General features: G+C 42.6%; 25 protein-coding genes. 18 read left to right on the top strand and 7 right to left on the bottom strand.

The annotated features are described in order from the left end of the window. Positions 1-82 precede the first annotated feature (82 nt). Positions 83-925, top strand: a complete 843-nt coding sequence (locus HYD28_16485) for a pirin family protein (GenBank protein ID QLE10426.1) — start codon at positions 83-85, stop codon at positions 923-925. A gap of 9 nt (positions 926-934) precedes the next feature. Further along, the gene (locus HYD28_16480; protein ID QLE10425.1) at positions 935-1,906 is read left to right on the top strand and encodes a glutathione S-transferase family protein; all 972 of its coding nucleotides are present in this window, start codon (positions 935-937) and stop codon (positions 1,904-1,906) included. Positions 1,907-1,947: 41 nt separating this feature from the next. Here the strand turns inward: HYD28_16480 and HYD28_16475 are convergent, their stop codons facing one another. From HYD28_16475 to HYD28_16460, 4 genes are all read right to left on the bottom strand, one after another. Then, on the bottom strand, positions 1,948-2,538 hold the full coding sequence (locus HYD28_16475) for an AAA family ATPase (GenBank protein ID QLE10424.1): 591 nt from the start codon (positions 2,536-2,538) through the stop codon (positions 1,948-1,950). A gap of 74 nt (positions 2,539-2,612) precedes the next feature. Beyond that, a complete protein-coding gene (locus HYD28_16470) occupies positions 2,613-2,870 on the bottom strand; it encodes a hypothetical protein (GenBank protein ID QLE10423.1) in 258 nt (85 codons plus the stop codon). 9 nt (positions 2,871-2,879) lie between these two features. Beyond that, entirely contained in the window at positions 2,880-3,317 is a 438-nt protein-coding gene (locus HYD28_16465) for a hypothetical protein (protein QLE10422.1), read from the bottom strand. Positions 3,318-3,322: 5 nt separating this feature from the next. Further along, a complete protein-coding gene (locus HYD28_16460; protein ID QLE10421.1) occupies positions 3,323-3,664 on the bottom strand; it encodes a DUF883 domain-containing protein in 342 nt (113 codons plus the stop codon). 461 nt (positions 3,665-4,125) lie between these two features. On the opposite strand from HYD28_16460, the gene mraZ reads away from it, so the two are divergent. The 16 genes from mraZ (at position 4,126) to lpxC (ending at position 21,856) form a co-directional block, all read left to right on the top strand. After that, positions 4,126-4,584, top strand: a complete 459-nt coding sequence (gene mraZ / locus HYD28_16455; GenBank protein ID QLE10420.1) for a division/cell wall cluster transcriptional repressor MraZ — start codon at positions 4,126-4,128, stop codon at positions 4,582-4,584. A gap of 30 nt (positions 4,585-4,614) precedes the next feature. Further along, positions 4,615-5,550, top strand: a complete 936-nt coding sequence (gene rsmH / locus HYD28_16450) for a 16S rRNA (cytosine(1402)-N(4))-methyltransferase RsmH (protein QLE10419.1) — start codon at positions 4,615-4,617, stop codon at positions 5,548-5,550. Continuing rightward, entirely contained in the window at positions 5,550-5,876 is a 327-nt protein-coding gene (gene ftsL / locus HYD28_16445) for a cell division protein FtsL (protein QLE10418.1), read from the top strand. Before rsmH ends, ftsL begins: the two co-directional genes overlap by 1 nt. Continuing rightward, on the top strand, positions 5,873-7,690 hold the full coding sequence (locus HYD28_16440; protein QLE10417.1) for a peptidoglycan glycosyltransferase FtsI: 1,818 nt from the start codon (positions 5,873-5,875) through the stop codon (positions 7,688-7,690). The genes ftsL and HYD28_16440 overlap by 4 nt, the downstream gene beginning before the upstream one ends. After that, positions 7,683-9,161, top strand: coding sequence for a UDP-N-acetylmuramoyl-L-alanyl-D-glutamate--2,6-diaminopimelate ligase (gene murE, locus HYD28_16435; GenBank protein ID QLE10416.1), 1,479 nt, complete (start codon positions 7,683-7,685; stop codon positions 9,159-9,161). Before HYD28_16440 ends, murE begins: the two co-directional genes overlap by 8 nt. Then, positions 9,158-10,546, top strand: coding sequence for a UDP-N-acetylmuramoyl-tripeptide--D-alanyl-D-alanine ligase (gene murF, locus HYD28_16430; GenBank protein ID QLE10415.1), 1,389 nt, complete (start codon positions 9,158-9,160; stop codon positions 10,544-10,546). Before murE ends, murF begins: the two co-directional genes overlap by 4 nt. Further along, entirely contained in the window at positions 10,540-11,622 is a 1,083-nt protein-coding gene (mraY, locus tag HYD28_16425) for a phospho-N-acetylmuramoyl-pentapeptide-transferase (GenBank protein QLE10414.1), read from the top strand. Before murF ends, mraY begins: the two co-directional genes overlap by 7 nt. Beyond that, a complete protein-coding gene (gene murD, locus HYD28_16420; GenBank protein QLE10413.1) occupies positions 11,623-12,948 on the top strand; it encodes a UDP-N-acetylmuramoyl-L-alanine--D-glutamate ligase in 1,326 nt (441 codons plus the stop codon). Beyond that, positions 12,945-14,120 (top strand): cell division protein FtsW, encoded by a 1,176-nt coding sequence (gene ftsW, locus HYD28_16415; protein QLE10412.1) that lies wholly within the window; start codon positions 12,945-12,947, stop codon positions 14,118-14,120. The genes murD and ftsW overlap by 4 nt, the downstream gene beginning before the upstream one ends. Beyond that, positions 14,117-15,190, top strand: coding sequence for an undecaprenyldiphospho-muramoylpentapeptide beta-N-acetylglucosaminyltransferase (gene murG, locus HYD28_16410; GenBank protein QLE10411.1), 1,074 nt, complete (start codon positions 14,117-14,119; stop codon positions 15,188-15,190). The genes ftsW and murG overlap by 4 nt, the downstream gene beginning before the upstream one ends. A gap of 2 nt (positions 15,191-15,192) precedes the next feature. After that, positions 15,193-16,644, top strand: coding sequence for a UDP-N-acetylmuramate--L-alanine ligase (murC, locus tag HYD28_16405; protein ID QLE10410.1), 1,452 nt, complete (start codon positions 15,193-15,195; stop codon positions 16,642-16,644). After that, a complete protein-coding gene (locus HYD28_16400; GenBank protein QLE10409.1) occupies positions 16,641-17,561 on the top strand; it encodes a D-alanine--D-alanine ligase in 921 nt (306 codons plus the stop codon). The genes murC and HYD28_16400 overlap by 4 nt, the downstream gene beginning before the upstream one ends. Position 17,562: 1 nt before the next feature. Next, positions 17,563-18,342: an FtsQ-type POTRA domain-containing protein gene (locus HYD28_16395; protein ID QLE10408.1), complete on the top strand. Its 780-nt coding sequence runs from the start codon at positions 17,563-17,565 to the stop codon at positions 18,340-18,342. Next, positions 18,339-19,571: a cell division protein FtsA gene (gene ftsA / locus HYD28_16390; GenBank protein QLE10407.1), complete on the top strand. Its 1,233-nt coding sequence runs from the start codon at positions 18,339-18,341 to the stop codon at positions 19,569-19,571. Before HYD28_16395 ends, ftsA begins: the two co-directional genes overlap by 4 nt. Before the next feature lie 21 nt (positions 19,572-19,592). Beyond that, on the top strand, positions 19,593-20,840 hold the full coding sequence (gene ftsZ, locus HYD28_16385; GenBank protein ID QLE10406.1) for a cell division protein FtsZ: 1,248 nt from the start codon (positions 19,593-19,595) through the stop codon (positions 20,838-20,840). Between the two features lie 104 nt (positions 20,841-20,944). Beyond that, on the top strand, positions 20,945-21,856 hold the full coding sequence (lpxC, locus tag HYD28_16380) for a UDP-3-O-acyl-N-acetylglucosamine deacetylase (protein ID QLE10405.1): 912 nt from the start codon (positions 20,945-20,947) through the stop codon (positions 21,854-21,856). Between the two features lie 72 nt (positions 21,857-21,928). Here the strand turns inward: lpxC and yjjG are convergent, their stop codons facing one another. Genes yjjG through HYD28_16365 form a run of 3 tightly spaced genes read right to left on the bottom strand, consistent with a single transcriptional unit; the run spans position 21,929 to position 24,103 of the window. Then, positions 21,929-22,603, bottom strand: coding sequence for a pyrimidine 5'-nucleotidase (gene yjjG, locus HYD28_16375; protein QLE10404.1), 675 nt, complete (start codon positions 22,601-22,603; stop codon positions 21,929-21,931). 11 nt (positions 22,604-22,614) lie between these two features. Continuing rightward, entirely contained in the window at positions 22,615-23,154 is a 540-nt protein-coding gene (yjjX, locus tag HYD28_16370; protein QLE10403.1) for an inosine/xanthosine triphosphatase, read from the bottom strand. Positions 23,155-23,203: 49 nt separating this feature from the next. Continuing rightward, positions 23,204-24,103, bottom strand: coding sequence for a phosphoribulokinase (locus HYD28_16365; protein ID QLE10402.1), 900 nt, complete (start codon positions 24,101-24,103; stop codon positions 23,204-23,206). Between the last annotated feature and the right edge of the window lie 167 nt (positions 24,104-24,270).

The following is a 24,270-nucleotide window of genomic DNA, read 5'->3' as shown; positions in this document are numbered from 1 at the left end:
AATGGTTGGCGCGAATTTTACTCATGGTTGTTAACTAAATTAGCTCCTACAATTATTTCATACAATTTACGGGAGTAAAGTTATGAATGTGATTCAACAGTTAAATAGCCATGCCACACAAGATGGTGATGGCGTAAACATTAGCCGTATTCCGGGCTTTGATGGCAAGTATTTAGATCCTTTTTTAATGATCGATGAGCTTAAGTCAGATGATCACAGTGATTTTATGGGTGGTTTTCCTGCGCATCCTCACCGTGGTATTGAAACATTTACGTATATTATTAAAGGCGGCTTCGAGCACCAAGACCAAATGGGTAACAAAAAAGCCATCCGTGCTGGCGATGTGCAGTGGATGAGTACTGGTTTTGGTGTAATCCACAGTGAAATGCCTTTGGCGGATGCCAAAGAGGGCATGCATGGCTTTCAGATTTGGTTAAATATGCCAAGTGCTGAGAAGCTTAGAAAACCGCGTTACCAAGATACCACTGAAGCGCCGGCGCCAACGACTCGAAATGAGCAGGGCGTTGAGCTAAAAGCGTTAGCTGGAAGCTGGGAGTTTGCAGATGAAAATCAGGTTTCTAGCCTACAAGATCTCGCCGCTAACGGCATGCTTGCCGATGTGACTTTACCGGCTGGAACACAGTTTTACCATGCACCGCTTACACAAACTAAGGTGATGCTTTATATCCACACAGGTGAAATTCATACTGAGCAGGGTGGGCCAGTTAAAGCAGGCAGCTTACTTATTTTGGAGCCTGGTAGTGATATTGAATTTAACTCTCAAACTGGTGCGGGCGTGTTGTTGCTTGCTGGTGAGCCGCTTAAGCAACCAATCGCGCATATGGGTCCGTTTGTAATGACAACACAAGCTGAGTTACAGCAAGCAGTACGTGACTATCAGTTAGGTAAATTTGGCACTCTATAGGAGGTTATTGTGGGATTACTCGTAAATGGCCAATGGCAAGATAAATGGTACGACACCGATAACAATCAAGGTGAATTCAAGCGTGAGGCGGCCCAGTTACGTAATTGGGTCACCGCAGATGGTAGTGCGGGAGAAAGCGGTGATGCAGGCTTTAAAGCAGAAAAAGATCGCTATCATCTTTATGTATCTTTGGCCTGTCCTTGGGCACACCGCACCTTGATATTTCGTCATTTAAAAGGCCTTGAAGACTATATTAGTGTATCTGTAGTAAGCCCTGACATGCTTGAACATGGTTGGACATTTGACAAAGATAATCACAGTACGGGGGATGCATTATTCAATACTGATTATTTGCACCAAATTTATACTCGAAATAAACCTGACTACTCTGGTCGCGTAACAGTTCCTGTGCTTTGGGATAAAAAGTCTCAGCGTATCGTGAGTAATGAGTCTGCAGAGATTATTCGCATGTTTAACAGTGCATTTAATGATCTAACAGGCAATGAGCGCGACTTTTACCCTGCGTCGTTGCGTACTGAAATTGATGAAATTAATGATCTTGTTTATAACAATATCAATAACGGTGTTTATCGTGCTGGCTTTGCGACAACGCAAGAAGCCTATGAAGATGCATATGACGACTTATTTGCTGCCCTTGATAAAATTGAGCTGCGTTTGACAGATAATCGTTATTTAGTGGGTGATACATTGACTGAAGCCGACTGGCGACTGTTTACCACTTTAATTCGCTTCGACAGTGTTTACGTGGGTCACTTTAAATGTAATTTGCGTACCATCGAAAGTTACCCTGCGATCAGCAATTATTTGCGTGAGTTATATCAAACTGAAGGAGTGAGTAAGACGGTTGATTTTTACCATATTAAACGCCATTACTACTTCAGCCACACGATGATTAACCCAACGCAGATCGTGCCTAAAGGGCCGGCAATAGACTACTCGCGCCCACACAATCGAGGATAAAAAGTGACTAAAACTAACAGTTTAATTTAGCAATTAAGCTGTTAGTTATAACTATCCATGACCTTGCTAATTGTGTCGATGCCAAACATCACTTTTTGAATAAATGACTCTGAACTTTTCACTAAATTAAAATTAGGGTGCTGTGACCAAATTGCTTGTAGTTTGTCATCAAGCAAGATAGCTTGCTGATCAGATTCGTTTCTTACTGGATTGTTAGAGTGAATGCTTTGCCCAGATTTAGCAGCAGTTTCAAAAAAGATCACCGCATCGTATTGGTTGAGTTCTATTTGTAGGCTGGTATTTAAGCATTGAAAAAACTCATCTTGTTCACCAGGCCAATAGGCAAGCCCATCTAAACTGCCACGATCGCAAAGCATCAAACGATTTGGATGCATGGTTCGCTGAATATGTTCTAGGTGTTTTTGTAAGCTGAAAATGGCTTGCTGGTGTGCTTTGATAAGATGAGGTGAGTCACTACGTTCTATTCCGCCACCAAAAAGCATGGTTGCAGACTCTGGTACCACGACAATTTGTTTAGAAAATTCTCGTCTTAGCAAGTCGATGGCTGTTGTTTTTCCACCACCTGGACCACCTGTTAATACAATCCTTTTTTTCACCTTAAGTTTCCACACATAGCTAGTTTGTGTTTAAGGTAATGAAAATAGCTTGCAAAGAGAAGTAAAAAACAAACTTTACATGATAAAGATCACAACAAGCGTAATAACCAGCTAAAGCGACTGACTTGTTTAAGTTTACCGTCTTTGTTATCTGAGTTATTGAGAGCTTCGTAGCCCATACCTGCAGTGAAAGCACTTGCAATACCGACTTTACTTACAGCAAATCGCTTTAATCTGTACTTAAATGCCTGATGATGCTGACGTTTAATCTCATCTTGCAGATCCATTTGTTGACTCAGCTCAGTTACTTTATGCTGTGGCTTATTGATAAAATAATCAATTAACATCACTCATCCTTATTTAATATTCAATAATTGACGAACACTTTTAAGAGTGTGATCAAAACCAATCTTACTACTTACATAACCAATGTTTTTCCAAAGCCAAGCAAGGCAAAGTAGTTGTAATGCAATCAGTGAGATAGCTGATAGCCACAATGATTGGCTAAAACTGAATATGGCGATACCCACGGTAGCAAGTAAACCAGCCCAAAGCAGTACTAACCCTCCAGCAAAACAAACAAGTAAGATAATAGTTAAGGCGAGAGAGCGTGTTGATAGGCGCCACTCAGCAGCTGCAATCTTTTTGCAAGTACCTGTTTGTTTACGGTAGTCAATGTATAGCTGTTTGGCGTAATCAGATAATTTAGCAAGATGATCTTGCCACTGATCAGCGTTTGGCGGCTGATCAGTGGCACCTTGCGTTTTCTCATCTGTAGATTGAGAAGGCTGCATAACAATTACTTACGACGAATAAGCGCAGATACTAACATGCCTGCAGCAAAGGCAATCCCCGCTGTTGCAAGTGGGTTTTCTGATGCAAGCTGACGAGTTTTACCACTGTATTCGTTAATTTTAGCACGTGCTACAGCTTGTTTATCAGAAAGCGTTTGGGCAGAGCTAGACGCACCTTGACGTACACTTTGCTCGGCACTTGCAGCACGCGTTGATAATGCATCTACAGCGTGATGTGCTGCTTCAGTTGCTTTTTCTGTAAATGGCGCCTCTACTTGAGCCGCTTTCGAGTTTGCACTGCTGTCCGTTGCTGTACTTGTGTTCGATTTTGAAGTTGCGGTAGTCATAATCATTCCTTAAAAAATTGCCATTGAATTGGTAGCTAGTCTGTCGCAACCTTTATACCAAATTGTAAAAGGTATATTTTTCAATGTGTTAATATTGTAGTTGAGTTCTAGGATGGATATTTCCCGTAACTCTTGCAGGGTGATTAAGTAAAAATTACAGCATAAGATAATTTTGTAATTATTCATTGGTTATTCATTAACCATTTTTCCCTAATCCATTACCAAGAAAATTGAAAAAAAATTTTTTTTCGATGTTTTCCACTTTTTCCCACGTAATTCATAGGCTTTGCCTGAGCCCTTATTTTTTCTGGCTTCACAAGGCGCTTATGATGATCTGCTTACTTGACAAAATGGCTTGTCAAGCCCTAAACTGGAGCACTGTGGTAAAAAGTGGTTTTTAGTGGATCAAACTGGATCGGAAATAATCATTAACGATTAATAACCTATTTTTAAGGCAATTTATGTTTCGGGGTGCGAGCTCTCTGAGTTTGGATGATAAAGGACGCTTTGCGGTACCAACTAAGTACCGAGATGCGATCTTGTCTGAAGATCAGGGAACGGTTATTTGCACTGTGGCCTTAAACGAACCTTGTTTGTGGTTATACCCGTTAGCAGAATGGCTCGAAATCGAAGAACGATTATTAAAGATTTCGAACATGAATCCACGTGCTCGCCGCATGCAACGTATGTTGCTTGGTAACGCTACAGAGTATCAACTAGATAAAAATGGCCGAATTCTGCTGGCGCCGTCTTTACGAGCACACGCAGAACTTGGAAAAAAAATCATGTTGGTTGGCTTGATGAACAAGTTTGAAATTTGGGATGAAGATCGTTGGCATGAACAAATGCGCCAAGATACTGAAATTGAACGCCAAGGCGATTTTGAGGCGAATCCTGAGTTCGATAACTTCTCACTCTAACCACAATAATAAAAAGGCAAAAACTAGCTAATGACAGCGCAATTTGAACATGTCTCTGTACTGATGGACGAAACCATAGATGCTTTGGATATTAAACCCGAAGGCATTTATATGGATGGCACATTTGGTCGCGGCGGACACTCAGGGCAAATTCTTGCGCGTTTAAGTGAACAAGGTCGCTTGCAAGCGATTGATCAAGATCCACAAGCAATTAAAGCTGCTGAAAAATTTGCTGATGATGCACGTTTTTCGATTGCCCACACGCGTTTTTCAAATCTTAAAGCCGTTGCTGAAGATAACGATTTAATCGGTAAGGTTGACGGCATTTTGTTAGATATCGGTGTTTCTTCACCACAGCTTGATGATGCTGAACGCGGTTTTAGCTTTATGAAAGATGGCCCGCTCGATATGCGCATGGACCCAACCAGTGGTCGCAGTGCTGCACAATGGTTAGCTGAAGCTGAACTTGAAGATATTACCCATGTGATTAAAACCTACGGTGAGGAAAAGTTTGGTCGTCGCATTGCCCATAAAATCATTGAGACTCGTGAGCACACACCTATTACTAGCACTAAGCAGCTTGCTGATTTAGTCGATGAAGCTGTGCCGGTTAAAGACAAGTATAAGCATCCTGCAACACGAACATTCCAAGCGATCCGTATTTATATCAACAGTGAACTTGAAGAAATTCAAACTGCACTGCAAGCCGCTGTTGACGTTTTAAAGCCAGGTGGACGTTTAGTCGTTATTTCGTTTCACTCGTTAGAAGATCGCATTGTTAAGCAGTTTATAAAAAAACAGAGTAAGGGAGAGGCGATACCCAGAGGTCTGCCTTTGACTGACGCACAAATAAATAAAAACCTGACGTTAAAGGCAGTGGGTAAAGCCATTAAGCCAAGTAAGGCGGAAATTGAAGCTAATCCGCGTTCACGTAGTTCGGTATTAAGGATTGCACAGAGGCTGTAATGAAAGCTAAAGCGGTGAATCGACAACCCAACTTATTTGTGGAAATTTTTAAAGGCCTAGGAGCTAATAAGCTGACCTTGGCCTTATTGGTTGTGATTCTTGCTTCTAGTTTGAGTGTGGTTCAGGTGACGCACTTAGCGCGTCAACAATTGATAGAGCAAGATAAATTATTGCAAGAGCGCGATGAACTCGATCTTGAGTGGCGTTACTTGCTAGTAGAAGAAGAGTTTTATTCGCAGCATGCGCGCATTGAAGAAGTGGCAACCATGCAATTAGAAATGAAGCGGCCAACAAGCAAAGATGAACAGGTGGTAATACTGCAATGAGAAGCAGAGGGAAAAAGCCAACAAATACTTTGATCACATGGCGTTTTTCGCTGGTGTGTTCAGTCGTATTTTTAGTATTCATGTCGCTGGTCGCACGTGCCGCATTTTTACAAGTAATTGAGCCTGATAAAGCGCGCTCAGAAAGTGATAAACGCACGGTACGTGTTGAAAAACAACATGTGCAACGTGGCATGATCTTCGATCGCAATGGTAAAGAACTAGCTGTAAGTGTGCCTGTAGTGAGTGTTTATGCCGACCCTAAAGCGTTAAACAAGTCATTGATCAGTAAGGTACTGCGTCAAGCACGCAAAAACGGTGAAGACCAACAAGCGCTTGCTGAAAACACGGCAGAATTAAACAAACGTATTGCTGCTTATTACAATAATGATATTCGTTGGCGTGAGCTTGCGGATGTACTACGTATTGAACCTAGCAAAATTAACTCTCGTCTTCGTGATAATCCAAAGCGACGCTTTGTCTATTTAAAACGTCAAGTCACTCCTGCGGTTGCTAACTATATTGGCGATCTTCGTTTACCGGGTATCCATTTGCTGGATGAATCAAAACGTTATTATCCAGCCGGTGAAGTGACGGCTCATGTTATTGGTTTCACTAACATTGATGGCCATGGTATTGAAGGGATTGAAAAGCTTTATGAAAAGGCGTTAACGGGCGTTGAAGGTCAGCGCACTATTCGTAAAGATGCCCAAGGTCGTGAAGTAGAGGTGCTTGATGAACGTGAGCGCGTAGAGCCAGAGAGCATTCACTTAAGTATCGACCAACGTATTCAAGCAATTGCTTATAAAGCAGTAAAATCAGCGGTGTTATCTTACAAAGCGACCTCAGGTTCAGCAATGGTTGTGGATGTTAAAACAGGTGAAGTGTTAGCGATGGTAAATAGCCCATCGTTTAACCCAAACAACCTTAATGACGCCGCACCGCATAAGCGCCGTAATCGAGCGATTACCGATTTATTTGAACCTGGCTCCACTGTTAAGCCACTAGCCATTTTAGCTGGTTTAGACTACGGCACAATTCAACCGGATTCAATCGTTGATACATACCCCGGCTGGATGCGAGTAGGCGGTAGTCTAGTACAGGATACCCGTAATCATGGTGAGATGACTTTAAGAGAAATCTTAAAATATTCAAGCAACATGGGGGTGACTAAGGTTAGCCAAGAACTTCCAAAAGATTACTTTGTTGGCCTATATCAAAAAGTTGGCTTTGGTAGCGATAGTGGTACTGGCATGGTTGGTGAGAGTAGTGGTTTATTTTACCCAAATCGCCGTTGGTCTGATCATGAAATTGCTGCACTATCATTTGGTTATAATCTAGCAGTAAGCACCGCACAAATGGCGCGTTTTTATGCCATGTTAGGTTCAGGTGGTGTCATGCGCCCATTGACTGTACTTAAACAAGATTCGGTACCTGAAGGCGAACGTATTTTTCAACAAAAAGACGTTGAAGCTGTTGTCCACATGATGGAAAGCGTATTCGAAAAAGGCGGTACTGCACAAAAAGTTCATGTTGATGGTTATCGTGCCGCAGGTAAGACAGGTACTTCTAAGAAAGCGGCTGTCGGTGGTTATGGTGACGAATACGTTGGTTACTTTGCTGGTATTGCACCTGCGAGTGACCCGCGTTTAGCAGTAGTAGTATTGATTAACGAACCGGGTGGAGATGTTTATTACGGCGGTGCGACGGCAGGCCCTGCATTTGCAGAGATTGTCTCCAATGCCTTAAGAATTCTAAACGTCGCACCGGACAAAGATGCGGTTGCGTACGTAGAAGGCAAAGATAACGATGCGTGATTTAAAACCGATTCTTAATCATATTGATATTGAGGCCAATAGTTTATTGGTCAATCAACTACGTCTTGATAGTCGAGATGTGAAAGCTGGCGATGTGTTTGTTGCCATTAAAGGTCATCAACTTGATGGCGGACAGTTTATTGAAAAAGCCATTGAAAATGGTGCGGTGGCAATAATTGCTGACCGTTTATGTGAGTTCGATTGTGAATTTGAACCACTTTATTTAGTAACAGATTTAGCAAAAAAGTTGCCAGCACTCGCGGCTGCTTTTTATCAACAGCCATCAAAGCAACTTGATTTAGTGGGTGTAACAGGCACCAATGGCAAGTCAACGACAACAGCGATGATCGCGCATTTAGCAGCGTACTGTCAAAAACGCACAGCGGTGATTGGTACACTTGGCTATGGGCACCCTGATAATCTCACTGAGCTTGCTAACACCACACCATCAAGTGTTGATTTGCAGCGTATTTTATCTGAACTCGTAGAGCAACAGAGTGATGTTGTGGCTATGGAAGTTTCGTCACATGGCTTAGTACAGCACCGTGTTGATCATTGTCAGTTTAAAGCTGCGGTGTTTACTAACCTTTCACGTGATCACTTAGATTATCATGGCACTATGGATGCCTATGGCGATGCTAAGTTGATGTTAATGCGTAATCATATGCCAGAGCTTGTGGTGCTTAACCAAGATGATGCTCAAGTTGAGGCATGGTTGGAAAAGTACGACTTTAATAACCTGATTTGTTATGGTCATAAAAATTTAACGCCTGAAAATGCACGCTTTGTGTATTTCAGTGATGTGACTTACGATAATGCAGGTATTTCGGCGAAGTTTGATACCAGCTGGGGGCAGGCTGAGGTTAATTGCACACTATTCGGTGAATTTAACTTATATAATTTAGCCGCTGCAATGGCCACTTTATTAGGTATGGGCTACCCACTCACTTTGTTAGTTGAAGCCTGTAAAACACTGCAACCAGTCGCTGGGCGCATGCAAGCATTTAGTGAGCCAGGTCAACCAACCTGCATTGTTGATTATGCTCATACTCCAGATGCACTTGCTCTTGCATTACAAGCACTACAAAAACATGTACCGGGTGGAGTGAGCTGTGTGTTTGGTTGCGGTGGTGATCGTGATAAAGGTAAACGCCCGATGATGGCCAAAGCCGCAGAAGGCAATGCAGACCGTATTATTGTTACTAGTGATAACCCGCGTAGTGAAGATCCAAACGCTATTATCGCAGATGTGGTTGCAGGTCTTGAACAGCCAGAACTTGCACATTGTGAAGCAGACCGAGCGCTAGCAATTAGTTATGCTATATCACAAGCCGGTGCTGATGATGTAATTTTAATTGCAGGTAAAGGTCACGAAGATTATCAAATTATTGGCGATCAACGAATCGACTTCTGCGATCGTCAATATGTACAACAACAACTAAAAGAAAAATCGCAAGGGGCGCAGTTATGATCCCTATGGATTTTGATTGGCTAGCAAATGTTCTAGCAACAGATTACCAAGGTGGTAATCAAAAGGTAAAAAACATCAACACAGACACTCGTACTTTGTGCGATGGTGAAGTGTTTTTAGCGCTACAAGGCCCCAACTTTGACGGCCACAAATTTGTTGCGCAAGCAAAAGAAAAAGGGGCGATAGCTGCTATTGTTGCGCGTCCCGTTAATGTCGATATTGTACAGTTTGTGGTTAGCGACACGCGCATTGCGTTAGGCCAAATTGGTACTGCTGTCATGGCTCAGGTCGCACCAAAAACGATTGCTATCACAGGTAGCGTAGGTAAAACGACCGTTAAAGAAATGTGTGCGGCGATTTTATCTGATCACGGTGAAGTCCTAGCAACAAAAGGCAACTTTAATAATGACATTGGTGTACCACTGACGTTATTACGCCTTGAGCCACAGCATCAATATGCGGTAATTGAATTAGGTGCCAATCATATTGGTGAAATAGCTTACACTGTTGCAATGACGAAACCTGATGTTGCTGTGGTATGTAATGTTGCAGCTTCTCACTTAGAGGGATTTGGGTCGTTACAAGGTGTAGCAACGGCAAAGGGTGAAATCTATGACGGCTTAAAGCCTGATGGTGTCGCTGTGGTTAACTGCGACAGTGATTTTGCTGATTTTTGGCTCGAAAAATTAAATGATCGCAACGTAAAACGCTTTTCTACTAGCCAACAACTAGATTATTGGGCAGAAGATGTGGTGCTTGATGAACAAGCCCGTGCTTCTTTTGTGCTTTGTAATAAAGATAAAAAAGTGCCTGTCACCCTCGCATTACCTGGAAAACATAATATTGCCAATGCTTTAATTGCCACAGCCTTAACTACTGAGTTGGGTGTAAGCCTTGAAAATGTTGCATCAGCATTAGCAACCATGGGTGAAGTGAAAGGCCGTGTTAACGTCCTTAAAGTATCAGACACTTTGACTGTTATTGATGATACCTACAACGCAAATGTGCAATCGGTTAAAGCGGCAATTGATTTATTAAGTGATATGCCGGGCCGTCGTATTTTTGCGTTAGGAGATATGGGGGAGCTTGGCGAAGAAGCTCGTTTTTATCATCAACAAGTCGGTGAATACGCGCAGCAAAAAGGCATTGATGAGCTGTACAGCCTAGGGGTATTAAGCAAATCAGCCAGTGATGTATTTGAAAAGCCAAACCGCCACTTCTCAAGCCGTGAGCAATTATTACAACAATTACAAAGTGAGCTTGCTCAATCGATGCAAAAAACCACGATCGTTGTAAAAGGTTCGCGTAGTTCTCGTATGGAACTTGTGGTCACAGATTTAGTAAATGGCCAGCAAAATGGCAACAATGGAGTATCGTCATGTTAGTTTGGCTGGCAGAGTATTTAACACAGTATTACAGTGGTTTTAATGTTTTTTCTTACCTTACGCTACGTGCGATTTTAGGTATTTTAACGGCGCTGCTTATCTCTCTTTATTTTGGCCCTAAGCTGATTCGTGCATTGCAAAAAATGCAAATTGGTCAGGTTGTTCGTCACGATGGTCCTGAGTCTCATTTATCTAAAAAAGGCACGCCAACCATGGGCGGCATTTTGATTCTAGGGGCAATTTTTACCAGCACATTACTGTGGGCTGACCTTTCAAATAAATATGTATGGGCAACCCTATTTGTAGTGGGCTCGTTAGGTGTGGTTGGCTTTATTGATGACTACCGTAAAGTGATCCGTAAAGATCCTAAAGGCCTAATTGCGAAGTGGAAATACTTTTGGCAATCAGTGATTGCGTTAGTGGTTGCAAGTGCACTTTATTTTACGTCGCAGCAAGGCAGCGAAACCTCGTTAGTTGTGCCGTTTTTCAAAGACGTGTTACCTCAGCTTGGGCTGTTTTATATCGTTATGACTTACTTTGTAATTGTAGGTACGTCGAACGCGGTAAACCTGACAGATGGCCTTGATGGTCTAGCGATTGTACCTACGATTTTAGTGGCGGCGGCACTTGCCATTATTGCTTACTTGACCGGTAACGTTAATTTCTCAAGCTATCTACATATTCCACACTTACCATTAGCTAGTGAGCTTGTGGTTGTGTGTACTGCGATTGTAGGTGCAGGACTAGGCTTCTTATGGTTTAACACTTACCCAGCACAAGTGTTTATGGGTGATGTAGGCTCATTAGCACTTGGTGGTGCACTGGGTATTATTGCTGTGCTTGTTCGTCAAGAACTGATACTTGTCATCATGGGTGGTGTGTTTGTAATGGAAGCATTGTCGGTGATTTTACAAGTAGGCTCTTACAAATTACGTGGCCAACGTATTTTTAGAATGGCGCCTATTCACCACCATTATGAATTAAAAGGTTGGCCTGAACCGCGCGTTATTGTGCGCTTTTGGATTATTTCAATCGTGCTAGTACTTGCTGGCCTTGCGACATTAAAGATCAGGTAAATGACAGTCATTAACGAGATTAAAAACAAACAAATTTCAGTGCTTGGACTCGGTGTAACCGGTCTGGGCATTGTGCGTTTTTTATTATCTCAGAATATTAAGCCAATCGTTGTTGATAGCCGCTCGGCTCCTCCTGGAGCTGATTGGTTAAACGAGCATGCCAGTGAGTTAACAACCCACTTTGGTGATTTAGAACAGGCTGACTTAGCTAGTAATGACATTATTATCATCAGTCCAGGTCTAAGCCTCGCGACACCTGCTGTAGCAAAAGCGATTGCTGCTGGTGTTGAAGTAATTGGCGATGTTGAATTATTTGCCCGCTTAACCGATAAACCTATCGTTGCTGTGACCGGCTCAAATGGTAAGTCGACTGTAGTTACATTGGCGTTTGAAGTACTTAAAGCGGCCGGTTATAAAGTTGGCCTTGGTGGCAATATTGGCACGGCAGTGCTTGATTTACTGTCTCAAGACTATGATGTATATGTACTTGAACTATCTAGTTTTCAACTTGATACCACTTACAGCTTAAAAGCGAAAAGTGCCTGTGTATTGAATGTCAGCGAAGATCACCTCGATCGTTATCCAAGTTATCAAGCATACATAGATTCTAAGCAAAGTATTTATAACGGCTCAGAGCTTGCTGTAGTTAATGCGATTGATGTGGCTACGCACACTGCAAAGCAACCACAAGTGAGTTTTGCGCTTGCGAATGCAGATTTTGCTTTGGTTGAACATCAAGGTGAACAATACTTTGCAGCACAAGGCAATCCTGTATTACCTGTAAGCTGCTTGAAAGTAGTAGGCTCACATAATCAACAAAATGCGTTAGCGGTCATGGCGTTACTGAGCCCGTTTGCTATTGCTAAAGAGCATTATCAGCAAGCATTCAGTGCCTTTACAGGGCTGGCACATCGTTGTCAGTTTGTCGCTGAAATAAATGAAGTAAAATATTTTAATGATTCAAAGGCGACTAATGTAGGCGCAACCATCGCAGCTATTGATAGCTTGGCGGGCCAAGCAAAGCAATTAGTTGTGATTGCTGGTGGTGATGCGAAAGGGGCTGATTTAGATGCCTTAAAGCCATACTTAAACGACAAAGTGAAAGCGCTTGTTTGTTTCGGTAAAGACGCTAAAGCGTTAGTGGCACTAACTGATAAAGGCCACCTAACAACCAATATGCATGAAGCTGTTCTGTTGGCAAAAAAGTTAAGCACAAGCGGCGATATCGTATTATTAGCACCGGCTTGTGCCAGCATTGATATGTATAACAACTATATGCAACGTGGTGATGACTTTGCACAGTGTGTATTGGCGGAGGCAGTATGATTGCATTTGCTGACATCCGTGAAGCATTAACACCAAAACAATCGCCACAGCTTTATGATGTGCCTTTGTTGTATTGCATGTTGATGTTGATTGGCGTTGGCTTTGTGATGGTAACAAGTGCCTCTATGCCAACAGCAGAACGATTATTTGATAATCCATATCACATTATTATTCGCCACGGCATGTTCTTAATTATGGGCTTTTTCTTGTTTTGGATTGCCACTAACGTGCCTATGGATTGGTGGAAGCGCAGTAACGCCTACTTATTATTACTAGGTTTAGGTTTGCTCGTTTTGGTGCTTATTGTTGGCCGTGAAGTAAATGGTGCAAAGCGTTGGATACCAATTGGTCCTGTTGGCTTTCAGGTTGCTGAGGCCGCCAAGTTGTATTTCTTTAGTTACATTGCAGGTTATTTAGTGCGTAAACGTGAAGAAGTACAAGAGAACTTGAAAGGCTTCTTTAAGCCATTAGCTGTATTTGGTGTTTATGCATTTTTGATTTTGATGCAACCAGATTTAGGAACAGTTGTTGTATTGTTTGTGACGACAGTTGGTTTGTTGTTTTTAGCAGGTGCTAAGCTATGGCAATTTTTTGGTCTTATCTTAACTGGTATTGCAGCAGTTGTGGTGTTGATCATCGCTGAACCATATCGCATGGCTCGAGTAACAGGCTTTTTGGAGCCATGGGAAGATCCATTCGGTAAAGGATATCAGTTAGTACAATCGCTAATGGCATACAGCCAAGGTGGCTGGTTTGGTCAAGGGTTAGGTAATAGCGTGCAAAAACTGCAATACCTACCTGAAGCACATAATGATTTTATCTTTGCTGTGATTGGTGAAGAGCTTGGCTTCTTTGGCGTATTAAGTATTTTGATAGTGCTCGGTGTGTTTGTATTTAGAGCCCTGTTAATTGGCCAAAAAGCGCTGAAATGTGGCAAAGAATACGAAGGCTATTTTGCCTTTGCTATTGGTATCTGGTTTGCGTTTCAAACCATGGTCAATGTTGGCGCTAGCGCGGGTATTTTGCCAACGAAAGGCTTAACATTACCGTTTATTTCATACGGTGGTTCTAGTTTATTAATTATGACCATAGCAACAGGTGTACTTTTGCGAATAGATTTTGAAACCAAAATGGCGACTAAGCAGGCAACCTCACGTGGAGGTAAGCGATGAGTAAAAAGTTACTTGTTGTTGCTGGCGGTACCGGTGGGCATATTTTCCCAGGTATTGCGGTTGCTGACTTTTTAAAGCAACAAGGCTGGCAGGTTAGCTGGATTGGTACCCCTGACAGAATGGAGGCAACTGTCGTTCCTAAGCACAACATTGAGATTGAATTTATCAATGTGAAAGGTGTGCGCGGCAACGGGGTTAAGCGCTTGATTAAAGCACCATTTATGGTGATGAATGCCATTTTTCAAGCACGTAAAATTTTAAAAAAGCAAAAGCCTGATGTTGTTTTAGCTATGGGTGGTTATGTAACTGGACCCACTGGACTTGCAGCGAAAAGCTTAGGTATTCCTTTGGTTATTCATGAGCAAAATGCAGTTGCAGGTATGAGTAACCGTTGGTTAGCAAAGTTTGCTAATAAAGTGCTGGCAGCTTTCCCGTCGGCTTTTGCAAAAGAACAATGTGAAGTGGTTGGCAATCCGGTGCGAGCAAGTGTTGCTAATGTCACTGCTAAAAAAACGACTTCGCCAATCAATGTGCTTGTGGTAGGTGGGTCACTGGGCGCTCAGGTACTCAATGAAACTTTACCTGCTGTATTCAGTGAACTTTCAGCGCTAACAGCGCTTAATATATGGCATCAAACGGGTAAAAATAATGAACCTAATGTGACTGCTAGCTATCAACAGTTAGGGTTAGCTGAAAATAGCAAAGTTGCTGAATTCATTGATGATATGGATAGTGCATATCAATGGGCCGATTTGGTAATTTGCCGCGCTGGTGCGTTAACGGTTAGTGAGATTGCTGCTGCGGGTCGAATGGCGTTATTTGTGCCCTTCCCACATGCTGTAGATGACCATCAAACTGCTAATGCAAAGTATTTAGTCGCTGAGCAAGCTGCATTGATTATGCAACAAAGTGAGTTTAATCAAGCGGCGGTTGTGGAGTTATTAACACCGTATGTCAGCGCACCAGAAAAAATTTCAACAATGGCAAGCAAAGCAAAACAGCTTGCTATTTTAGATGCCACAGCCAATGTTGCAAAGCGCTGTGAGCAACTAGCAGATAGAAGAGATTAGTAGTGAAAGAAAGCACGATGAAAGAAAACAACACTCGCCCTGCGATGCGTCGTATCGACACCATCCACTTTGTTGGTATTGGTGGCGCAGGTATGGGTGGTATTGCCGAAGTACTTGCTTTTGAAGGCTACCGCATCACAGGTTCAGACATTGCGCACAGTGCGATGACTGAGCGCTTAATTCAACTGGGTGCAGAAGTATTTATTGGTCATGACGAAAATAATGTAAAAGATGCCAGTGTTGTGGTGGTATCAAGTGCGATTAATGAGCAAAACCCTGAGATTAAAGCAGCCAAAGCGGCGCGTATTCCAATTGTTCGCCGTGCAGAAATGCTGGCTGAATTAATGCGTTTTCGCCACGGTATCGCAGTGGCAGGCACCCATGGTAAAACCACAACAACCAGTTTAATTGCCAGCATTTATGCACAAGCAGGCCTTGATCCAACCTTTATTATTGGTGGCTTGTTAAATAGTGCAGGGAGTAATGCCAAGGTAGGTAAAAGCGATTTTTTAATAGCTGAAGCTGATGAGAGTGATGCGTCATTCTTACATTTACAACCTATGGTATCGGTGATCACCAATGTAGAAGAAGATCACATGGACACCTATGGCGGTAGCTTAGAAAAAATGAAAGACACGTATGTTGATTTCATTCATAACTTACCGTTTTATGGTTTAGCTGTAGTGTGTATTGATTCTGAAGTTGCGGCAGAGCTGATCCCTCGCTTTGGGCGTCCTGTTATTACCTATGGTGAATCAGCAGAAGCTGATTATCGAATGGCTGATTTTAGCCAAACAGCGAATACTTGTTCATTTAATGTGGTGAATAAACAAGGTGAAAGCCTAGCAGTAACGCTTAATATGCCGGGCAAGCACAACGCGCTTAATGCAACGGCTGCGATTGCAGTTGCTAAAGATCAAAACATTGCTAACCATGCAATTTTAGAAGCGCTAACAAAATTTGAAGGGGTGGGTCGTCGTTTTCAGCATTACGGAAACTTTGAAAATGAGCGCGGCAATGTCATGTTAGTTGATGATTATGGTCACCACCCATCAGAAGTGGCAGCGACAATTGCGGCGGTTCGTGAAGGGTGGCCGGATAAACGTTTAGTGATGGTTTACCAGCCGCACCGTTATAGTCGTACTCGTGACTTGTACGAGGATTTTGTAAAAGTACTGGCTGACGTTGATCAGTTGTTATTGCTTGATGTGTATTCAGCAGGTGAAGAGCCAATTGTCGGTGCTGACAGCAAGAGTTTATGCCGTAGCTTACGACAGCGAGGTAAAGAGCCATTACATGTTGCTAGTAGCTCTGAGCTTGCCGGTGTACTTGCGAATACACTGCAAGATAATGATTTAGTTTTAACACAGGGCGCTGGTAACATAGGCCAGTTAGTGAAAAAGTTAGCAGCAACTAAGTTGTCTATTGAACAACTAAAGCAGGTAAATGTATGAGCCAGTTAAGCGACAAATTTGGCAAAGTAGCGGTACTTTTTGGTGGCACATCTGCCGAACGAGAAGTTTCTCTAAAATCAGGCCAAGCCGTATTGAGCGCTTTGCAAAGTGTGGGTGTTAATGCCATTGCTTTTGATCCGAAAGATCAGCCGTTATGGCAATTAAAAGAGTTAAACATTGAACGTGTATTTATTGCTCTTCATGGCCGCGGTGGTGAAGATGGCACTATTCAGGGCGCTCTAGAATTTATGGGGATCCCCTATACTGGTAGTGATGTTCTTGGCTCAGCGCTTGCGATGGATAAGGTGCGTTGTAAGCATTTATTTAAAGCAATGGGGCTGAGCACAGCACCCTATGCTGTAGTTGATAGCCGCCATGAATTTGATAGCCAAGCGATTATCAATGAATTTGGCAAAGTGATGGTAAAACCGTCACATGAAGGTTCAAGTATTGGTATGGCAGAAGCAAATAACGCAGAGCAACTAGATACTGCACTTAATGCCGCATTTAAGTTTGATAGCCAAGTACTGGTGGAACAGTGGATCTCAGGCCGTGAATTTACCGTTGCTGTACTAGGGCAAGATGTTCAACCTGTCATTGAGATGACGACGCCAAATGGCTTTTATGACTATCAAGCTAAGTATCAATCAAATACAACTCAGTACCATTGCCCTGCAGATTTATCTGTGCAAGAAACTGAATTATTGCAAGATATGGCATTAAAAGCGTTTGATTTAGTCGGTGCAAGTGGTTGGGGCCGTGTTGATGCAATGCGTGATCAGCAAGGTAACTTTTACTTATTAGAAGTAAATACGGTACCTGGCATGACCGAAAAGTCTTTAGTACCAATGGCGGCAAAAGCGAATGGTTCAAGCTTTGAGCAATTAGTTGTTCGCATTTTGGAGCAAACACTTTAATATGCATCCTTTTTTAGAAAAAGTGCAACAATTAAAACAGCAGTTAAACTGGTCGCTGATTTTTGGTGTGAGCTTTTTTCTATTGGTGATTTTTGCATTAGTAAAAATCACCACAGGCGTCTCAGATTGGTTGGTAGAGAACAAAGACGCGCAAATAAAGCATTTATCAGTTTTAGGGCAGCCCCAATACACTGATGAAAAAGCAATTATTGGTGCAATAAGAAAAGCCGACTTATCGAGTTTTTTTGAATTAGACGTAAAACATGTGCAACGCTTAGTACAAAGCTTGCCTTGGGTTGCTACGGCATCGGTCAGAAAACAATGGCCTGATACCTTGCAGGTATATGTAGTAGAGCACCAAGCTGTAGCGCACTGGAATAGTGATTTACTGTTAAATCAAGCTGGTGAAGTGTTTCAAGCAAGTAGTGACAAATTACCCACTAGCTTGCCTCAACTATATGGCCCAGAAGGCAGTGAAATCGAAGCGTGGACAGCATTTCGTCAATTTCAAGAAATGCTAAAATTGAATAACTTAGAGCTGACCAGTTTAGCGCTTTCTGAGCGCTTTTCGTGGCAGTTATGGCTTGATAACGGCATTCGCCTGAACTTAGGCCGCAAAGAAAAAGCAAAGCGTGTACAGCGTTTTATTGACGTGTATCCGCGCATGGAACAACGTGCAGATGCACAAATCGATGTTGTTGATTTACGGTATGATACCGGCCTTGCAGTGAGCTGGAAGCCATTGCAAGAAGAACAATTAGAAAATAAGAGTAAGGCATGACCAAGTCAGCAGAAAGAAACCTAGTGATTGGATTAGACGTTGGCACATCGAAAGTTGTGGCCACCGTTGGTGAAATCACCGCAGATAATAAACTAAGCATTGTGGGTGTTGGCAGCCAAGTATCGCATGGTATGGATAAAGGTGGCGTTAACGACCTTAACCTTGTTTCTGAGTCGATTCGTCGCGCTATAGACGAAGCTGAGTTGATGGCTGATTGTCGTATCAGCTCTGTTTATTTGGGTATTTCTGGAAAACATATCCAGTGCCAAAACGAAAGCGGTGTCGTTGCGATTAACAACACTGAAGTGACTGACGAAGATATTGAAAATGTGATCCACATTGCTCGTTCGGTCCCTATTTCGGCAGAACGAAAAATGCTGCATGCACTGCCACAAGAGTACAGCATCGATATGCAAGAAGGGATTAAAAACCCATTAGGTATGAGCGGTGTACGTATGGAAGCTCGGGCGCATATCATTACTTGCTCAAACGATATGGCTAAGAATATCGAAAAATGTGTTGAGCGCTGTGGGCTTGAAGTTGATCAGTTGATCTTCACGGCATTGGCATCATGTTATTCAGTATTAACCGACGATGAAAAAGAGCTCGGTGTAGCTGTTTTAGATATTGGTGGTGGTACGATGGATATCACTATTTATATTAATGGTGCGCTTCGTCACTCAGCCGTTATTCCGGTAGCTGGTAACCAAGTGACTGGTGATATTGCAAAAATATTTAGAACTCCTATATCACATGCTGAGTCACTCAAAGTACAATATGCGTGTGCAAGTAGCCAAATGGCAAGCAACGAAGATACGATTGAAGTACCGAGTGTAGGTGGCAGACCTGCGCGTATTATGTCGCGCCATACCTTATCTGAGGTTGTTGAGCCACGTTTTAGAGAGTTATTTGAGCTGGCTATGGAAGAAATACGTCGCTCAGGTTTTGAAGACCAAATTGCTGCAGGTCTCGTCATTACTGGCGGAACAGCAAAAATGGCTGGGGCAATGGAAGTGGCAGAAGACATTTTCCAAATGCCAGTCAGAATTGGCAAGCCGATCGGGATGGTTGGTTTGACAGATTATGTAGATGATCCTTCGTACGCGACCGCGGTTGGTTTGTTACAATACGGCCGTACTATGCAATCGATGAATGCACAAAAATCGAAAGCTGAAGGTGATAATAATTGGTGGAACCGTATTACTAAATGGTTCCAAGGTGAGTTTTAAAACTCAAGTCGGAGAGTAAACATGTTTGATATGATGGAACAGCACAGCGAAGAAGCTGTCATTAAAGTAATTGGCGTGGGCGGTGGCGGCGGTAACGCTGTTGAGCACATGGTAAAACAACAAATTGAAGGCGTACGTTTCATTGCCGCGAATACGGATGCACAAGCATTACGTAATTCATCAGCTGATGTAACTGTACAGCTAGGTACACAAATCACCTCTGGTCTAGGTGCGGGTGCTAACCCAGAAGTGGGCCGTAATTCAGCTGAAGAAGACGCTGAGACTATCCGTGCCAGCCTTGAAGGCGCTGACATGGTGTTCATCGCGGCTGGTATGGGTGGTGGTACCGGTACAGGTGCTGCGCCAGTGGTTGCTAAAATTGCTAAAGAGTTAGGCATTTTAACGGTTGCAGTTGTAACGCGCCCGTTTGACTTTGAAGGTAAAAAGCGTGCTGCAGCTGCTGAACAAGGCATTAATGAATTGTCAGAAACTGTAGATTCACTTATTACAATTCCTAACAACAAATTGCTTAAAGTTTTAGGCAAAGGCACTACACTATTAGATGCCTTCGCAAAAGCGAATGACGTTTTATTTGGTGCGGTACAAGGTATTGCAGAGCTAATCACCCGTTCTGGTCTAATCAACGTGGATTTCGCCGACGTACGTACTGTTATGTCAGCGATGGGGACTGCGATGATGGGTACAGCATCTGCGTCTGGTCCTGACCGAGCACAAGAAGCGGCAGAAGCAGCTATCTCAAGCCCACTACTTGAAGATGTCGATTTAACAGGTGCTAAAGGTATCCTAGTTAATATCACTGCAGGTATGGATATTGCGATTGAAGAATTTGAAATCGTTGGTAACCACGTTAAAGCACTTGCGTCAGAAAACGCAACAGTGGTTGTAGGTGCGGTAATTGACCCTGAAATGAGCGACGAGTTACGTGTAACGGTTGTTGCAACAGGTTTAGGCGGCGATCGTCGTCCACAGTTTGGTATTGTTGATAATGGCTTTAAGAAAGCATCAGGTTCTGATGTACAAAGCTCAATGAACCAAACAACGAGCAGCATGTATGTACCAAGCTTTGCAAGTCAAGGTAGCAGCGATGATGTAAGCATGTCATCTGCGTCTGAAAAGCAAGAGCCAGTACAACAAAGTACAACGAGCAGCTCAGTATCTAGCAGCACTGAGAGCAGCAAAAAATCTGATAAGTCAGAAGGGGGAGATTATTTCGATATCCCTGCTTTTCTTAGAAAGCAAGCTGACTAAATAGACTTTTACTGGTTATTTTGTTTGATAAATAAACAAATTGGCAGCTGGATGTATTTATGATACAATTCGCCGTCTAACTGTAACTATAAGTGAGCGAACCTATGATTAAACAGCGTACGATTGCAGAAGTAGTCAAAGCCATAGGAATTGGACTTCATAAAGGTGAGAAGGTCACTATTACTCTCCGACCTGCGAGCGCAAATACTGGGATAGTATTTCGTCGCGTAGACCTTGATCCGGTTGTTGATTTTGAAACAACACCAGAAGCCGTTGGTGATACGCAACTATGTACCTGTTTAACAAACAAAGATGGCGTTCGTTTATCTACGACTGAGCACCTTATTGCGGCGGTAGCGGCAATGGGTATTGATAATCTAATTGTTGAATTAGACAGCTCAGAAGTACCAATCATGGATGGTAGTGCATTACCATTCATCTATTTGTTACAAAAAGGCGGCATTAAAGAAGTAAATGCAGCTAAGCGCTTTATTCGTATTAAAGAAAAAGTACGTATTGAAGAAGGCGATAAATGGGCTGAGATCGAACCATACGATGGTTTCCACATCGATTTTGAAATTGCGTTTGATCACCCAGCAATCAATGAAAGCCGCCAACGTATCGGTTTAGATATCACGGCACAAAGCTTCACTGAAGAAATCAGCCGCGCACGTACTTTCGGCTTTATGAAAGATATCGAGTATATGCACGCTAACAACCTAGCATTAGGTGGTAGCATGGATAACGCAGTTGTATTGGATGAGTTTAAAGTACTAAATCCAAACGGCTTACGTTATAGCGATGAGTTTGTGAAACACAAGATCTTAGACTGTGTGGGCGATATGTTTATGACTGGCCACAACATTCTAGGTAAAATCACGGCTTATAAATCAGGCCATGATTTAAACAATAAACTACTTCGTAAAATTATGGCGACTGAGTCAGCATGGGAATGGGCAACATTCGATACCCCAGTAACGATGCCAGCACCAGGCCTAGAAGTAGCGACAGCTTAATCGCAAGCATATTACAGTTATAAAAAATGACGCTTTAAGCGTCATTTTTTTTTGCCAATCATTTATCTAGAACTATAAGCCAAGAATCGCTTCAAGCTCGACCAACTGATTGATTTGATAGGTTGGTTTAATATCTTCTGGTAACTCAACCCCAGGATGTTGCAACCAGCAAGTGTCGATACCGACATTGTGTCCGCCTAAAATATCGCTGGCGGCGGTATCACCAACCATTAAAATCTGCTCTTTTGGCGGATTACCCATGAGTTGAAATGTATGTTGAAAAATTTCTGGGGCAGGCTTTGCTTTACCGACTAATTCTGAAATAACAAGCCAATCGAACATATCCTGTAGACCAGTGTGCTCTAGGCGTTTTTGTTGTAACTTAGCAAATCCATTGGTAATGATGCCTAGCTTGGCGTGTGGTTTTAATTTTGTTAGTAATTCAACGGCACCGGGTAGTGGCACACAAATAGAAGCCATAGCGTCTAAGAAGCCATCGTTCAGTGCTTTTGCTGGCACATCGAGTTTATTCGCCCATTCTGTAAAGCGAGTTATCTGCAGCTCACTAGCAGTAATTTCGTGCTTTTGATAAGCAACCCAAAGCGGCTTATTGGTTGCTTGGTAATGATGATAATCTGAATCAGTAAATTCTACGCCGTAATTAGCGAACATCACTTTTAAACCTTCAAATGCATTAAAGCTAAATAGCGTTTCATCGGCATCGAATAATACGTGGCTATACTTCATGGTTATCCTAATTACTGATTGAATAGAGTAGGGTGTAAAAATGGCGCCATTGCCAGTGTCAGCGCTTGTACATAAGTGCTTTCACGCGTAGCAAGGTGATTGGTTAGTAAGCCAATAGCGCCACCTTGTTGTTTAATATTAACGGTATTGAATGCATCATCCATGACATCACCTAGTTCTTTACCAGCTAGCAAGGCATCGTAAAAAGGTTGCGGTAACGGCAGGTTACTACTGCGACCAACGCTAAATTGTTGCGTGTTTGCAATCACCACAAAGGCAAAGGTTGCTGCGCCATAACTAAATTGTTCTGCGCCACCTTCCATTGCTGCATAAAAGTCGGCATCAAAGTGGTTTTGGCAATATTTAACACGATTTTCAGCGCCAATACGGGTTTCGTCTTCGCCTAGCGGCTGATCTGGAACACCAGAAGGCGCATGTTCGCCTAGGCATTCAATCGTATGGTTTGGGAAGTAAAGACTAAAGACATGTTTAGCTGCGTTAATTTTAACAGGGTTCTTTGAACCGACAATAACACGTAATGTTTGTTTCAAGCCGACGACTCCATTATTTTCGACAGAGTCAGCAGTGTACCCGAGTGAGTTAAATCGGCAAGTCAACCGGGGCTAAATTTTCAAGTGCGCGCTTTTTCAAAATAATATCTTTAATTAACGGCGTTAAAACGAGCTCCATTGCTAAGCCCATTTTGCCTCCAGGCACCACAAGCGTATTAATACGAGACATAAAACTGCCTTCAATCATGCTCAAGTAGTAGGGAAAATCCACGTCATCTATGCCGCGAAAGCGGATAACAACAAAGCTTTCATCTAAAGAAGGAATATCTTTTGCGCTGAATGGGTTTGAGGTATCAACGGTAGGCACTCGCTGGAAGTTAATATGAGTACGCGAAAACTGCGGAGTAATATGGTTTATGTAGTCGTCCATTGAACGCACAATAGAGCCCATTACCGCTTCACGAGAGTGGCCTCGTTCAGAGGTGTCGCGAATGAGCTTTTGGATCCACTCAAGGTTAATAATAGGCACCATGCCAATCAATAAATCAACATGCTTAGCAACATCATGATTCTCATCGACAGCACCACCATGTAAACCTTCATAGAATAAGATATCTGTATTTGATTCTAAATCTTGCCAAGGGGTAAAGGTGCCCGGTAGTTGGTTATAAGGAACCGCTTCGTCAAAGGTATGTAAGTAGCGTCTGATTTTACCTTGCCCGGTTTCGCCATATTGGTAAAAAAGCTCCTCAAGGGCGCCAAAATCGTTAGCTTCTCGGCCAAAGTAGCTAATATGCTTGCCTTCTTGTTGTGCTTCACGAACTTTTTTATCCATCTCTGGACGCGTATAACGATGAAAGCTATCGCCTTCGATGAAGGCTGCATCAATGCTTAAGCTTCTAAAAATGTGCTTAATAGCATTGGTGGTTGTGGTAGTCCCCGCCCCAGATGAACCGGTAATAGCGATGATTGGGTGTTTAGCTGACATAATTATTCTCGTTATTGTTGATACCAGTCGGCTTAAATTGTTAACCATTCTAGCGTGTTAAATGGTCAGTTACTTAGCTCGATTGGTATTATCGTGCATAAAATCAATCAGTAGAAACTGATAAAAAACGAACACGTCCTAGTTATAAAGGTCGAGCATGGTAAGGT

The organism is Pseudoalteromonas shioyasakiensis (genome assembly GCA_013391845.1).
Taxonomy (GTDB): domain Bacteria; phylum Pseudomonadota; class Gammaproteobacteria; order Enterobacterales; family Alteromonadaceae; genus Pseudoalteromonas; species Pseudoalteromonas apostichopi.
The sequence above is the reverse complement of the archived record's forward strand: the minus strand, read 5'-3'. Positions and strand labels throughout refer to the sequence as shown.